The organism is Chryseobacterium sp. IHB B 17019 (assembly GCF_001456155.1).
Taxonomy (GTDB): Bacteria; Bacteroidota; Bacteroidia; order Flavobacteriales; family Weeksellaceae; genus Chryseobacterium.
The window spans coordinates 1,289,323-1,304,917 of sequence record NZ_CP013293.1; the positions used below are offsets into that span (position 1 = coordinate 1,289,323).

A 15,595-nucleotide genomic window follows, 5' to 3' on the forward strand; every position below is an offset into this window, starting at 1 on the left:
GATTGAAAATCAAGCTAATTTATTTTTTTCTCTAAAAAAGATTGTAGCTTCGCAGTATTCAAAATTTTATCATAAAATCTTATGAATCTAAGTTTTAAAAATAATATAGTAAAAAGGATGTTAATTTCACTGGTTATTCTTGCTGCCGTGGTTCTGGCATTTGTGTTTTATCAGAAAAAAGTACGTTACAATTTGGTAACGATTTCAGAAAATAAAGTCTATAATTCAGGAGCAGTTCCACCGGAAAAACTGGCAAGTTTTGTCAGCGATCACAAAATAAAAACCATCGTTGACCTGCGTGACGGCCTTGTGCAGACAAAACTAAATCCCGAAACAAAAAAGCAAGTGAATGCTGAAGAATTTGCAGCAGATAAAATTGCGGGTATTCATTATTTTAATTTACCAACAGACCAGATCCCTGAAGACAGCACGGTGCAGAAGTTTTTGAAAATTATGGATGATCCCAAAAACTATCCCGTTCTTATCCATTGTCATCATGGTGTCGGTCGTTCGCGTTTATTCAGTTCTATTTACAGGATTGAATATGAGAACTTTACTAATGAAAAAGCCAGAACCAATGCCCGTGAGTTTTGGGAATTTGGAACTAATTTTTCAAAAAATTCACAGAAAGGTATTTATCTTACGAATTATAAGAAAAGAGAGTTTTAGAAATAGTAATTTAGCAATGGCTTATATTAATTGGAGCAGGCTTTACCCGCTTTCAAAAATAATTAATCAATTGGCTTCAACACAAAGCTTGGTTTAGATTCTTTCTTCGTCAGAATGACAAACTCTACGTTGAGTTGTCAACAACGACATAGGAAAATGTAGCGTTAAGACAAAAGAAATTATATCAAAAAATTACTTCCTTTTCGACGACTTTCTAATATAAAGCTGCGGCGCCAAAACCACTTTCTTCTCAATAGAAACCCCGGAACCATTTCCTTTCACACCATCAATAAAAACCTGTCCCGCCATTTTCCCCATTGTTACAGGAGTCTGGTCGACAGAACTCATCGGAAGCTCCATAAATTGGGTAAAAGGTTCGTTTGAAAAACCAATAATTGCAACTTCTTGTGGAATTTTAATTTTACGCTTTTTCAATTCCTGACAAGCGCCCAACGCAGCAAAATCACTGGATGAAAAGATAGCATCCGGAACGGACTTTTTATCCCAAAGTTTTTTAACCGCGTCAATTCCTTCATCAATCGAACTTCCGGTTGTGATGATATTTTCTTCTTTTATACTTAAATTATGGTCAAGTAAAGCCTGTTTATAACCATTCAGACGGTTTTGATAAATTTCCAGATTTAAGTCCCCAGAAAAATGGCAAATATTTCTGTAGCCTTCATTAATAAGGTGTTGCGTTGCCATGTAACCGCCTTGATAGTCATCAATAGTCACCGTACTGATCCCTGAAATGTCTTTTTTACGGTCAAAAAAGATAATAGGAGTGTTGGTGGTATCCAGAATATTCTGAATATGTTCGGTATCAATTGTCGTTTTGGAAACCGACATGAAAATTCCATCAACCTGAGCGTTAAGCAAGGTGTTTAGGTGCCTTTTCTCAATATTTACATCCTCATGGCTCTGGCAGATAATCACATGATAACCATGCGGAGAAAGCTCTTCCTCAATTCCACGGATCACAGATGAAAAGAAATTCGTATTAATGTAAGGCACGATAATTCCTACATTTTTTGTTTCCCCGCTTTTCAGAGCTTTGGCAAGATTATTTTGCTTATAGTTCATTTCTTTGGCGGTTTTCTTCACCAAATCTTTTGTTGCCTGGCTTATTCTCGGATGGTCGTTCAATGCTCTGGAAACAGTTGCCACACTTACGTTAAGCTTTTTCGAGATGTCATATATTGTGGCATTTTTCTTATTCATACATGCTTTTTCTGAAGTTTTTGGTATGTCCGGGATAACATACATTATGGTCGTAAATTTAATCAAATTATGCCTATCAAAAAGGAAATATTATGATTTTATACAAGATTATGACTGATTAAAATTAGATTAAACTTAAAAAATATTGAATTAATTAATTCTTTTGTAGTTTAAGGTTAAATTTACTTAAAATAAAACCGGCTCCAAAGGAATCAAGCTCAGTAATAATTAAAATTTGACCATAATCTACTTTATTAATTATTAATAAATTGTAATGCTTTAAATGTAATAATTTTATGTATTATGTGGAAGATCTTTATCAATCTGTAAATTTTGAATATATTATAACTTATAAATTGTTGTTAATCAGATTATTAATTTTGAATTAATTAGATTTTATATGCTTTACTTCTAATTAAATTAAACAAATTGTGAAATTACTTTTAACTAAAAACAGTTTAAATGATCCAATATTGAGCAATCGATTGCGCAAATTGTAATTAGTTTTATTTTGAAAGGATTAAAAGATAACATTACAAAATTAATCAGCATGAAAGAGCAGGATACCGCCGGCTTACAAAATGTATATTTTTATGAAAATGAAATGAAAGGCTAATTTTCGTTAAACAGTTGAAAATTATTTATTGATTTTTTGTGAAAAGAACGAAGTAAATTTTATTTAAAATGATATATCTTTATTTTGTTATTTCTTTTGAGTACTAATTTTTATTAATAAAAAATCAGGATCTACAGTAAAAAATAAATTATGAAATCTCAAAATACATCAAACTTCTTATTATCTCTTTTTGTACTCTTATTGTTTTCATCAGGAGTAAAAAGCCAGGATAAATTCCCTGATGGCACTAAAATTCCTAAATGGTTTAAAGAAAATAAACCTACGGACATCAATAAATTAGGAAAAAAATACATTCTTACCGACAATGGAGTGAAAAATGACAGCACGGTTCTGCAGACAAAACAGGTTCAGGCAGTTATTGATCTGGCGGCTAAAAATGGCGGCGGTGTCATCATTGTCCCGAAAGGAACATTCCTGATCAGTTCTGTTTTCTTTAAACAGGGAACGCATTTGCATTTGGAGAACGGAGCGAGGTTAAAAGGAAGCGATGATATCAGTGATTTTCCGGTTGTAGAAACAAGAATGGAAGGACAGACTGTAAAATATTTTCCGGCATTGATCAACGCAGACGGACTGGATGGCTTTACTATTTCGGGAAAAGGAACGCTGGATGGAAACGGATTGCGCTTTTGGAAAGCATTCTGGAAAAGACGACAGTGGAATCCTAAGTGCACGAATATGGACGAAATGAGACCAAGAATCATTTATATTTCAAATTCTAAAAATGTTCAGATTGAAGGAATTACCGTAAAAAATTCCCCTTTCTGGAGTACTCACTATTATAAGAGTGAATTTGTAAAATTATTAAACTTGACAATTTTAGCACCGAAAGAACCGGTAAAAGCACCAAGTACAGATGCTGTTGATATCGATGTCTGCACAAATTTCCTGATAAAAAATTGCTATATGTCGGTGAACGACGATGCGATTGCATTGAAAGGAGGAAAAGGCCCGAAAGCAGATAAAGCCCTTGAAAATGGTGAAAACAGAAACATCATTATTGAAGACAACAGCTTTGGTTTTTGTCACAGTGTTCTGACTTGTGGCAGCGAATCTATCCACAACTACAACGTAATTCTGCGTAACTCAAAGGTGAAAGATGCTTCGAGATTGTTACACCTTAAAATGAGACCGGATACTCCCCAACACTACGAATATCTTACAGTTGAAAATATCACGGGCAATGTTAAAACTTTTCTCTATGTAAAAGGCTGGAACCAGTTTTTTGATCTAAAAGGTGAAGAAAGACCTAGAAAATCTTTAGCGAATAATATTCTGATCAAAAATATTGACATCAGCTGTGAAACGGCATTTGATGTTGAAAAATCAGACTTGTATGATTTGACAGATTTCACATTTGAGAACTTAAAAGTAAAAGCCTTAAAGCCTAAAGAGGAAAATTTGGATGCCATTAAAAATTTGAAAAAAATTAACGTTAATGTTACCCAAGTAGCTTCTTTAGACAAATCTTACGACAAAAAAGACGATTCCGACGTTGCCGCAAAATGAGTTGTTTTTCCAAAATATTCGTTCTGTTTTGCTTATGCTCACAATTATTGCATGCTCAATCTAAGGAAATTCAATTCCTGAGCGGGACAGATTCTGAGCATACCAAAGAATGGGATTTTTGGATCAATGGAGGAAGAAAATCCGGAAGCTGGAACAAAATTCAGGTACCTTCACATTGGGAACAGCAGGGATTTGGCTCTTATAATTATGGACGAGATTATGTGACTTATGGCAAAAATTTTAAGTTTAATGATGAAGCAGGTCTTTATAAATACAAATTTTCAGTCCCAAATTCATGGAAAGGGAAATCAATAGACATTGTTTTTGAAGGTTCAATGACCGACACCGAAGTCAAGATTAATGGTCAACTTGCAGGCGAAATTCATCAGGGTGCTTTTTATGAATTTAAATATGATCTTTCTGATAAATTAAAATTCGGGAAAGAAAATATTCTCGAAATCAAAGTCTCTAAAATGTCAGCAGATAAATCCGTTAACAATGCAGAACGTCTCGCCGATTATTGGGTTCTGGGAGGGATTTTCAGGCCCGTTTATCTTGAAGCGATGCCAAAAGAAAATATTTCGTGGACAGCCATCGAAGCCAAAGCAGACGGAACTTTTCGTTCAAATATTCATTTAAAAGGAATTAATTCTGTAAACAATTTAAAAGTTGAAATATTTGATGCTAAAAATATTCTCGTTGGTGAATCACAGATTACAGTTCAAAAAGGAGATACTTTAAAACAAATCCGGTTTTCCGTTAAAAATCCAAAACTCTGGACAGCAGAAACGCCCAATTTATACAAAGCTAAATTCAGTTTAAATAAAAACAGAAAGAATATCTTTCAAACCGCAGAAAAATTCGGCTTCCGAACCATTGAAATCCGAAAAGGCGACGGAATTTATATCAACGGAATCAAGATCAAAATGAAAGGCATCAACCGCCATGTTTGGTGGCCCGAAACTGGTCGAGCCGTCAACAAAAATATTGATTTGATGGATGTTCAGCTCATCAAAGAAATGAATATGAACGCCGTTCGCTGTTCGCATTATCCACCGAATAAATCATTTTTAAAAATTTGCGATTCGTTAGGTTTATATGTTTTGGATGAATTGGCGGGATGGCAAAAAAAATACAGCACAGAAATTGGTAAAAAGCTTGTCAGAGAAATGGTTACAAGAGATGTCAATCATCCCTCCATCATTTTTTGGAGCAACGGAAATGAAGGCGGACATAATTTTGATTTGGATGCAGAGTTTGCAAAATATGACTTATCAAATCGTCCCATAATTCATGCTCACCATAAACCGGAAAATGCTTTCAACGGCATAGACTGCAATCACTACGAAGACTATTACAGCACAAAAAAAATTCTTGAAGGAGACAATATCTACATGCCAACCGAATTTTTGCATGCGCAGGATGATGGCGGTGGCGGAACTTCTTTAGCCGATTATTGGGAGCTTCACTGGAACTCCAAAAAAGGCGCGGGCGGTTTTCTTTGGGCTTTTGCGGATGAAGGTTTGATGAGAACGGATTTCAATAATCAAATTGATGTGAATGCAATCAATGCACCGGATGGAATTGTTGGTCCACACCGTGAAAAAGAGGGAAGCTTCTATGCGATTCGGGAAATTTATAGTCCGGTAAAAATTAGTCTTAAAATGATTTCAAATGATTTTAACGGAATCATTTCTGTAGAAAACCGCTACCATTTTACGAATTTAAATGAATGTCAGTTTGAATGGAAATTGGTGAAGTTTAAAACACCTTTTTCGTCCGAATCAGGATTTGAAGTAATTCAAAAAGGAAAAGCAGAATCTCCAAATATAAAACCAACAGAAAAAGGAAATATTAATCTGAATCTTCCATCAAATTGGAAAGAAAGTGAAGCTTTAGTACTGACTGCGACTGATTTTTTCGGAAAAGAAATTTATACCTGGACTTGGAAAATTTCGTCTAATGATGAAATTTCAAAACAATTTCAGAAAACTTTGAGCAAAGAATTTCCGGTTTCTGTTGTAGAAAATGATTCTTTATTTATTTTAAAATCAGAAGAAAAAGAATTTTCATTTGGAAAAAAAGATGGATTATTGAAATCAATTATTCTTGATAAAAAAGGCAAAAAAATGACTTTCCGAAACGGACCGGTTTTCGTGAATGGAAAAACAGAATTATCTTCCATAAAATCCTTGACAGAAGGTCAAAATCAAATCATAAAAGTTTCATACAGTGACGGGAAAAAAATTAACTGGAAACTGAATTCCAACGGAATTTTAGAACTAAATTATGAATATTCTCTTTCAGGAGATTATGCTTTTGCAGGTGTAAGTTTCGATTATCCTGAAAATTATGTCATCAGCACAAAATGGCTGGGTAAAGGACCATATCACGTTTGGAAAAATCGTTTACAAGGACAGACTTATAATGTCTGGCAGAATTTAAAAAACTCAACCCGAACGGGTTTTTCACCGTGGATTTATCCTGAATTTAAAGGGTATTTTGATGATATTTCGTGGCTGCAATTAGATACCGCAGAAGGGAAAATTACTATCGGAACGAAAGAAGAAAAAATGTTCGTCAGACTTTTTGATTTTTATGGAATTTACGGAGCAGAAGGTTATCCGAAATTGCCAGCAGGAAATATTTCATTTTTGGATGCAATTCCGCCTTTGGGAACTGTTTTGGCGTTTAATATTAATGATAAAACTGAAACTTTAGGACCGGAAAGTGAATTGAATCATCTCAATGGAACCTTTAAAAGAACACTGTATTTTTATTTCGGTTTACCGGATTTGGGTGATGAAAATAAACAATTTACCATGCCGAAAGAAAACATTTTAACGGATTAAAGATGAAAAACTGGATAAAAATTTTAACGCTTTTTTTAAGTTCGTTTTTGTTTGCTCAACAAACCTCTTTCAAATTTGATTTTGGAGGAAGCAGAACCGAGAATGGTTTTATTCCAGTTACTTCAACTTCAAAGTTTGACAAGAAAACAGGCTATGGATTTATGGATATTTCCGGTTTAAAATCCGTTGACAATGGAGGAAATGCTTTGACGGGAGATTATCTCACAAGCGATAAACCTTTCTATTTTTCTGTGGTAATTCCGGAAGGAAATTATGATATTAAATTAAGTCTAGGCGATTCTAAAGGAACTTCGGAAACAACAGTTCGTGTAGAAAACCGCCGTCTGATGTTGGATGATGTGAAAACAAAACAAGGTGAAATCATCGAAAAAATAATCACTGTTCATGTGAAAGACAGCATTATTCGCAATCAAAACGGAGTCGAAATCGGGATTGTAAAATTAAAACCGAGAGAAAGAAAATATTTACATTGGGACAATTTATTGACGATTGAATTTAATGATAAAGCTCCAAAAGTTTGTGCATTAACCATTCAACCCAACAAAACAGCGAAAACAATTTATCTGACCGGAGATTCTACCGTGGTAGACGCACTCTACGAACCTTGGGCATCTTGGGGACAAATGTTGCCCTATTTTTTTGTTCCAAAAGAAGTTGTTATTGCCAATTATGCCGAAAGCGGAGAAACGCTGAAAGCCTTTGAAGACCGCCACCGAATCGATAAAATCTGGAACAAAATAAAATCTGGAGATTATCTCTTCATCCAATTTGGACACAATGACCAGAAATCTGGAAACAGTACGAAATCCGGTTACAGAAAGAGGTTAAAAGAATGGATTCAGAAAGCTAAGCAATTGGGAGCAAATCCGGTTTTGGTAACCTCTATGAACCGAAGAGTTTTTGATGAGAATGATAAGATTGTCAACACTTTGGATGATTTTCCTGATGCTATGCGTGAAATAGCGAAAGAAGAAAAAGTATATTTTATTGACCTGAATGCAATGAGTAAAACGCTGTTTGAAGCAATGGGACCGGGAAACTCGAAAAAAGCATTTGTATATTATCCGGCTAATTCTTACCCCAATCAACCGAATGTTTTGGCGGATGACACTCATTTTAATACGTATGGAGCTTATGAACTGGCAAAATGTGTTGTAAAAAGTATTGTCGATCAGAAGCTGCCTTTGAGTAAATTTGTTTCTAAAAATTATAAAGGTTTTGATTTAAATAAACCTGATGCTGTCGAAACATTTCATTGGCCGGAAAGTGTCTTTATGGAGGCTTTAAAACCTGATGGAAATTAAAAAAAGTAAGAAAATGAATATTCAATCGATCATAAAACTAAGTGTATTTTGTTTTGCGTTCGGAAACTTTTCCGCACAAAATCCGTGGCCAAAAACCACTGAAACGGCAAAACCATGGACACGTTGGTGGTGGATGGGAAATGCTGTTGATGAAAAAGGATTGGATAAACAGCTTACAACTTTAAATAAAACAGGTTTCGGAGGTGTTGAAATAGTTCCCATTTATGGCGCAAAAGGATTTGAAAATCAATACATCAATTATCTTTCTCCGGAGTGGATGAAGATGCTTCAATACACCACGAACAGAGCAAAAAGTCTGAATATGGGAGTTGATATGTCAGTCGGAACAGGCTGGCCAATCGGTGGACCGCAAGTTGATGAACAGGACGCTGCCACAAAAATGATTGTTCAGACTTATAATATTTCATCAGGCGAAAAATTTTCAGATAAAATTGTCCTGAAAGACGAAAAGCAAAAGAACTTAAAAACAATAAAATTAGATATTGTAACGGCTTACAGCGAAAAAAATGAAGCTATTGTGTTAACTGATAAAATCACAAACGACGGCTCTCTCAATTGGAAACCAGGCCCTGGAAAATGGACAGTCTATGCAGTTTTTACAGGTAAAACTTTACAAAAAGTAAAGCGTGCAGCTCCCGGTGGTGAAGGCTATACTTTGGATCATTTTTCACCTGATGCAACAAAAGATTATCTCAAAACTTTCGATAAGGCTTTTGGAAATTCGAACTATGGAATTCGTTCTTTTTTTAATGACAGTTACGAAGTTTATAACGCCGATTGGACGCCGGATTTTAAAAATGAATTTAAAAAAAGGAGAGGTTATGATTTAAGTCCGTACATCAAATATCTTGTCAGTAACGAGGAAAATGAGATAGCGGGAAGAATTAAATCAGATTACAGGGAAACTTTGAGTGAATTGGTATTAAATAATTTCACGAAAGATTTCACCAATTGGGCACATTCTAAAAATTCAAAAAACACCAATCAGGCGCACGGTTCACCTGGAAATTTGCTGGATTTGTACGCGGCAGTCGATATTCCGGAATCAGAAACTTTCGGAAGCTCTATTTTTGATATTCCTGGACTGAGAAGGGATAGCGCAGATATTCAGAAAGCAGATATTCCTGATTTTAATATGTTGAAATTTGCATCGTCTGCAGCCAATGTTACGGGCAAAAAATTAATTTCAAACGAAACTTTTACCTGGTTGACTGAACACTTTAAAACCTCATGGTCGCAGGCAAAACCCGAAGTAGAACAGGTTTTTTTATCTGGAATCAACCATGTTTTTTACCACGGCACAACATATACACCGGCCGATGTTCCTTTTCCGGGATGGCTGTTTTATGCATCGGTGAATTTTGTTCCCGAAAATAGTTTGTGGCCACATTTGACAGGATTGAATTCGTATGTTGCACGCACCCAAAGTGTTTTGCAGAGCGGCAAATCTGATAATGAACTATTGATGTACTGGCCAATTTATGACCAATGGGCCAGTCCGAAAGGGAAGGATGTAACATTCAAAGTTCACAACGTGGAAAAATGGCTGCAGCCAACTCCGATGTATGAGAATTTGAAGAAACTTAATAAAATGGGCTATTCTCTCGATATGATTTCTGACAAAATGATCGGTGAATCGAAATTGGAGAACCAGAAAATTCAAGTTGCAAAAAACGCATCTTCTTATCAGGTTTTGATTATTCCTGAATTAATGTATTTGCCGGAAACCACATTAAATAATATTTTAAAATTAGCCCAAAATGGCGCTTCTGTTATTTTTCAAAATGAGCCAAAAGATATTCCCGGAAACTTTGAAGTCGAAAAAAGAAGAAGCCAATTAAAATCTTTATGGAATCAGATTCCGTTTCAAAATCAGGGTGAAAATGTGAAAATTGCAAACTTCGGAAAAGGTAAAATTGTTTTAAGTTCTGACGTTGAAAAAGGATTGGAATATTTAAAAATAGAGAGAGAAAAATTAACGGAAACCGGACTAAAATTTGTAAGAAGGCAGTTTGACGATGGGAAATATTACTACATTGTCAATCACACTTCAAAAGAAATCAATCAGTTTATTCCTGTTAATTATACAGGAAAACAAACGACCATAATGAACCCGGAAAACGGTGATTTTGGAGTTGCGGAAACACAAAATAATTCGGTAAGAATTCAATTAAAATCCGGAGAATCATTAATTTTAAAAAATTCTGAAATTGCAGATTCCTCAATCCCAAAATGGAAATATGTTGAAAAGACAGAATCTCCAATAATTTTAGATCAATCTTGGAATTTATCCTTTAAAGAAGGCGGTCCCGAACTCCCAAAATCTAGAAATTTAAAGAAACTGGAACCATGGACGAAATTTTCCGAAGATCCTGCAACACAGAACTTTTCAGGGACAGGCGTTTACTCAACAACATTAAATTTAAAAAAGAAAAATGCAGACGATTTTCTTCTAAAATTTGATAAGTTGTACGAAAGTGCAAAAGTAATTGTCAACGGTCAGGAAGCGGGAATTGTCTGGAGTATTCCATTTGAAATTAATATAGGTAAACATCTGAAAAAAGGTAAAAACAGTATTCAAATTGAAGTTTGCAATTTAATGGCGAATAGAATCCGCTATATGGATCAGAATAAAATCCAGTGGCGAAATTATCATGAGATCAATTTTGTAAATATTGATTATAAAGCTTTTGATGCTTCCAAGTGGAAAGTCCAGCCTTCCGGATTGGATGGAGAGATTCAATTAATTCCATTATATTTTTCGAAATAGAATTAAAATGAAACAAAAGTGTATCAAAATAATTTGCGCAATCGATTGAATTATGTTAATTTAAATAATTCAGAATATGAATATAAAATATAATTTTATTGTACTGACAATTCTTTTCTCACAGCTCCTTTCAGCGCAAAGGCAAATGGAGTATTTGAAGAGGGGAATTGTCGCGATGCCTTCAGAATCAGGAGTTTTTGTGAGCTGGCGTTTGCTGGGAACAGAGCCTCAGAATATTCAGTTTGATGTATTTCGCCTTGAAAATAAAACAAGCAAAAAACTGAATGAAAAACCATTGCTTAATGAAACCAGTTTTTTAGATAAAACAGCAGATAAAGCAAAGAATTACACTTATTTCGTAAAATCCAATACCAAAAATCAGGAAATTGATCAGGATTCTGCGAAATATGTTGCTAATCAAAAGCCATATTTTTCAATTCCTTTAAAAACACCGGTTGGATATACACCAAACGATGCTTCCGTTGCAGATCTTGATGGAGATGGCGAATATGAAATCATCCTTCATCAAACCGGACAATCCAAAGACAACAGCCAGAAAGGTTTTACTGATGAACCCATTATTCAGGCTTATAAATTGAATGGTAAGTTGTTGTGGGAAATCAATTTAGGCAAAAACATCAGGGAAGGAGCCCATTACACACAGTTTTTGGTGTATGATTTAGACCGGGATGGTAAAGCAGAATTAGTCATGAAAACCGCAGATGGGAGCAAGGACAGTAAAGGAAAATTTATTGGAGATCCATCAAAAGATTATAGAAATGAAAACGGATTTATCCTTTCCGGACCTGAATATCTGACTGTTTTTAATGGAGAAACAGGTGAGGAAATTAATACGGTTAATTATCAGGTTCCAAGATTTCAAGGCAGCCCGAATCCGACTCCTGAGCAGCTTACAGAAACCTGGGGCGATGCAAAAGGCAACCGTGTAGACCGTTTTTTGGGTGCAGTTGCCTACCTGGACGGCAAAACGCCGAGTGTCATTATGTCGAGAGGTTATTATACCCGAACGGCAATTTCAGCCTGGGATTATAAAGATAAAAAGCTCATTTTGAGATGGTTGTTTGATACCGAAAGCTCAGAAGAAAATAAAAAATACCGTGGTCAGGGAAATCATAATTTGAGCATTGCGGATGTTGATAATGATGGGAAAGATGAAATTATCTTTGGTGCAATGACGGTTGATGATAACGGAAAAGTACTGAACAGCACAGGTTTTGGTCACGGTGATGCGTTGCACGTTGGTGATCTTGACCCTTCAAATCCCGGGTTGGAAATTTTTGATATTCAGGAAAGGTTTGATGATGCAGGAGCGCATTTCAGAGCGGGTGCAAGTGGTAAAGTTTTATGGAAATTACCTTCTTTAGTTTATAGTAAACAAGGCAAATTTCAGGGGCCGGGAAGAGGATTATCTTTAAATATTGACCCCCGTTATCAAGGTTCAGAATCCTGGGCTGCGGGAGCCGGATTGAAAGGTGTTTATGATACAAAAGGAAAAAAAATCAGTGAAAAAAATCCTACCATTAATATGGGAATTTATTGGGATGGAGATTTTTTAAGCGAAATTTTAGATGGAACTTCCGTCTCAAAATGGGATTGGAATAAAGAAAAATCGAATCTGATTTTTGATGCCAAAGATTTTCAGTGTGAATCAAACAACGGGACCAAGAAAAACCCCTCTTTGGTTGCTGATTTATTTGGAGACTGGCGGGAAGAAGTAATTTACAGGACTTCAGACAATCAGGAACTTCGGATTTTCAGCTCGACAATTCCGACGAAACATCGTTTGTACACATTGATGCACAATCCGCAATATCGTTTGAGTATCGTCTGGCAAAATGTAGGCTACAATCAGCCTCCTCATACCGATTATTATCTGGACGAATCTGTTTCAAAGATTCCAGCGCCGAATATTCATACGGCTAAACCTTAAATTAATTTTAATTTCAATACTTTTTAAAACTAATACATTGTAAAAATAAAAATATATATAATTATGAAGAAAGTACTAATGAGAGGCGCTTTTTTTGCGTTAATTTTTGGAGTTTTATCCTCCTGTTCAGTTCAAAAACAGGCGACGAACGTTAATCTTCCGGATAAAAAAGAAGTTTTGGAAGTTTCACGGAGGGCAAATCAATATTTTATGAACAAATGGCCGGATCCGGGAAAAGAAGTTGTCGGCAAAAAAGTATGGCCAAGCAATCTGTGGACAAGAGCCGTGTACTACGAAGGATTAATGGCTTTATACAAAATAGATCCTAAAAAAGAATATTACGATTACGCCATCGACTGGTCTCAAAAGCACAACTGGGACATGATGCGCGGAACCTATACCCGAAATGCTGACAATCAGGCTTGCGGACAAACATATCTTGATCTTTATGAAATCGATGGAAGAAAAAATCCGGAAAGAATAAAATTCGTGAAAGCCTCGATGGACAGTATGATTGCCTCCAAAAAATCGGATGACTGGTGGTGGATTGATGCCCTTCAAATGGGAATGCCAATTTTCACAAAACTGGGCAGAATTACAGGTGAGCAAAAATATTTCGATAAGAATTATGAGATGTATGCTTTTACAAAATATAAGCACGGAGGAAATGGTTTGTACAATCCAAAAGACAAACTTTGGTGGCGAGATAAAAGCTTCGTTCCACCTTACACGGAGCCCAACGGCGAAGACTGCTACTGGAGCCGCGGAAACGGTTGGGTAGTTGCTGCTTTGGCGCGTACACTGGAAGATACTCCGAAATCTGACCCACATTATCAGGAATATTTGCAGGATTATAAAGACTTATTATCAGCTTTGCTGCCCATCCAAAGAGAAGATGGTTTCTGGAATGCAAGTTTACATGATCCGAACAATTTCGGAGGTAAAGAAATGACGGGAACCGCCCTGTTTGTATATGGAATGGCATATGGAATTAATAAAGGTTTGATTGATAAAAAAACGTATTTACCTGTTATTGTGAAAGCCTGGAACGCGATTGCAAAAGATTCCGTTCAGCCTAATGGATTTTTGGGCTGGGTTCAGGGAACAGGAAAGGAACCTAAAGACGGTCAGCCACTCGCTGTGGATAAAGAACCTGATTTTGAAGATTATGGTCTAGGTTGTCTGTTGCTTGCTGCAAGTGAAGTATATAAATTGAAGTAAAAAATTAACCGCAAAAGTTACAAAAGTTAATTTTATATTTAAGCTTATTTTAGACTAAGTCTTTTGTCATTCTAACGAAAGATAATCTCAAAAATATCATAGAGATTCTTCACTACATTTCATTTCGTTTAGAATGACACTTTGTAAAGACTTAATAGAAACTTAAATATTTAAAACTTTTGATTCTTTTATTTGACTACGTTGAATCTTCGATTTCAAGAAAAAGAATTATTATTGCAAACATGACACTACAAGATGCGCAATCGATTTCATAGTGTTAATTTTCAAATTCAACCATAAGATAAAATTATGAATGCATTATTAGGAGTTTTTTTTCACTTCTTAGGAGGCTTTTCTTCAGGGAGTTTTTACCTGCCCTATAAAAAGGTAAAAGGCTGGTCTTGGGAAACTTATTGGTTAATAGGAGGGGTTTTTTCCTGGATCATTGTTCCGCCGCTTGCGGCATTTCTTACCATTCCTAATTTTTGGGAAATTATTCAGAATGAAAGTTCTTCCATATTGGGACTGACGTTTTTGTTCGGTGCTTTGTGGGGAATTGGCGGTTTTACTTATGGTTTGGGAGTTCGATATTTGGGTGTAGCCCTTGGAAGCAGCATTATTTTGGGGCTTTGCATGGTGTTTGGCTCACTCGTTCCTTCTATTTATTATGAATTTTCTCCACAAACGGGAAAAGACAACATTGGTTTGCTGTTTTCCAGCAAGTGGGGGCAGTTTGTTTTATTAGGACTTCTCGTTTGTATTATCGGAATCATTATCAGCGGAAAAGCAGGTATGATGAAGGAAAAAGAGCTGCAGACCAGTTCGATAGATCCGCATGGTGTAGAAGTAAAAACGGAATATAAATTCGGACTGGGAATAATAGTTTCCATCATTTCCGGGGTATTAAGTGCTTGTTTTAATTTCGGATTGGAAGCTGGAAAACCAATGGCAATCGTTGCCAATGAAGCTTGGAAATTAGCAAATCCGAGCCAGGGAGAATTCCTTTTTCAAAATAATGTAACGTATGTGGTTGTCCTGTGGGGCGGAATGGCAGTCAATCTAATCGGCTGTTTATATTTAGCCATGAAAAATAAATCTTATACAGATTATACCAAAAGAAACGTACCGGTTTTAAAGAATCTGATTTTCTGTGCACTTGCCGGAACCATGTGGTTCTTACAGTTTTTCTTTTACGGTATGGGCGAAAGTAAAATGGGAAATGGCGCCAGCTCATGGATTTTACACATGGCATTTATCATTTTCATTGCTAATTTATGGGGAATTATCATCAAAGAATGGAAGGGAGTTTCCAAAAAAACCATTACTACCATCGCTGTTGGAATGATCGTCATGTTCATTTCTATTTTAATGGTAGGCTACGGAAATTCTTTGAGATAAATCATTTTCGTTTTTCATTTA

At 35.7% G+C, this 15,595-nt stretch carries 9 protein-coding genes; 8 read left to right on the forward strand and 1 reads right to left on the reverse strand.

The genetic code is table 11. The annotated features are described in order from the left end of the window. Positions 1–117 precede the first annotated feature (117 nt). Complete coding sequence (locus tag ATE47_RS05890; RefSeq protein ID WP_062161087.1) at positions 118–669, forward strand: dual specificity protein phosphatase family protein; 552 nt, start codon at positions 118–120, stop codon at positions 667–669. Positions 670–861: 192 nt separating this feature from the next. On the opposite strand, the gene ATE47_RS05895 is transcribed toward ATE47_RS05890, so the two are convergent. Continuing rightward, the gene (locus ATE47_RS05895; protein WP_062163465.1) at positions 862–1,890 is read right to left on the reverse strand and encodes a LacI family DNA-binding transcriptional regulator; all 1,029 of its coding nucleotides are present in this window, start codon (positions 1,888–1,890) and stop codon (positions 862–864) included. A gap of 766 nt (positions 1,891–2,656) precedes the next feature. Here ATE47_RS05895 and ATE47_RS05900 point away from each other — a divergent pair. The 7 genes from ATE47_RS05900 (at position 2,657) to rhaT (ending at position 15,574) form a co-directional block, all read left to right on the forward strand. Then, positions 2,657–4,036: a rhamnogalacturonidase gene (locus ATE47_RS05900; RefSeq protein ID WP_150114792.1), complete on the forward strand. Its 1,380-nt coding sequence runs from the start codon at positions 2,657–2,659 to the stop codon at positions 4,034–4,036. Further along, on the forward strand, positions 4,033–6,888 hold the full coding sequence (locus ATE47_RS05905) for a glycoside hydrolase family 2 (RefSeq protein ID WP_062161089.1): 2,856 nt from the start codon (positions 4,033–4,035) through the stop codon (positions 6,886–6,888). The genes ATE47_RS05900 and ATE47_RS05905 overlap by 4 nt, the downstream gene beginning before the upstream one ends. Before the next feature lie 2 nt (positions 6,889–6,890). Beyond that, positions 6,891–8,213: a rhamnogalacturonan acetylesterase gene (locus ATE47_RS05910; RefSeq protein WP_062161090.1), complete on the forward strand. Its 1,323-nt coding sequence runs from the start codon at positions 6,891–6,893 to the stop codon at positions 8,211–8,213. Positions 8,214–8,226: 13 nt separating this feature from the next. Beyond that, a complete protein-coding gene (locus tag ATE47_RS05915; protein ID WP_062163466.1) occupies positions 8,227–11,004 on the forward strand; it encodes a glycosyl hydrolase in 2,778 nt (925 codons plus the stop codon). Positions 11,005–11,080: 76 nt separating this feature from the next. Next, positions 11,081–12,955, forward strand: coding sequence for a rhamnogalacturonan lyase (locus tag ATE47_RS05920; RefSeq protein WP_062161091.1), 1,875 nt, complete (start codon positions 11,081–11,083; stop codon positions 12,953–12,955). Between the two features lie 63 nt (positions 12,956–13,018). Further along, entirely contained in the window at positions 13,019–14,176 is a 1,158-nt protein-coding gene (locus ATE47_RS05925) for a glycoside hydrolase family 88/105 protein (RefSeq protein WP_062161092.1), read from the forward strand. Between the two features lie 309 nt (positions 14,177–14,485). Further along, the gene (rhaT, locus tag ATE47_RS05930; protein ID WP_062161093.1) at positions 14,486–15,574 is read left to right on the forward strand and encodes an L-rhamnose/proton symporter RhaT; all 1,089 of its coding nucleotides are present in this window, start codon (positions 14,486–14,488) and stop codon (positions 15,572–15,574) included. Positions 15,575–15,595 lie beyond the last annotated feature (21 nt).

Excerpts from the sequence above, each read along its gene's own strand:
- ATE47_RS05890 (WP_062161087.1), top strand. The coding sequence starts at position 118 with ATGTTAATTTCACTGGTTATTCTTGCTGCCGTGGTTCTGGCATTTGTG.
- ATE47_RS05895 (WP_062163465.1), bottom strand. The coding sequence starts at position 1,890 with ATGAATAAGAAAAATGCCACAATATATGACATCTCGAAAAAGCTTAAC.
- ATE47_RS05900 (WP_150114792.1), top strand. The coding sequence starts at position 2,657 with ATGAAATCTCAAAATACATCAAACTTCTTATTATCTCTTTTTGTACTC.
- ATE47_RS05905 (WP_062161089.1), top strand. The coding sequence starts at position 4,033 with ATGAGTTGTTTTTCCAAAATATTCGTTCTGTTTTGCTTATGCTCACAA.
- ATE47_RS05910 (WP_062161090.1), top strand. The coding sequence starts at position 6,891 with ATGAAAAACTGGATAAAAATTTTAACGCTTTTTTTAAGTTCGTTTTTG.
- ATE47_RS05915 (WP_062163466.1), top strand. The coding sequence starts at position 8,227 with ATGAATATTCAATCGATCATAAAACTAAGTGTATTTTGTTTTGCGTTC.
- ATE47_RS05920 (WP_062161091.1), top strand. The coding sequence starts at position 11,081 with ATGAATATAAAATATAATTTTATTGTACTGACAATTCTTTTCTCACAG.
- ATE47_RS05925 (WP_062161092.1), top strand. The coding sequence starts at position 13,019 with ATGAAGAAAGTACTAATGAGAGGCGCTTTTTTTGCGTTAATTTTTGGA.
- rhaT (WP_062161093.1), top strand. The coding sequence starts at position 14,486 with ATGAATGCATTATTAGGAGTTTTTTTTCACTTCTTAGGAGGCTTTTCT.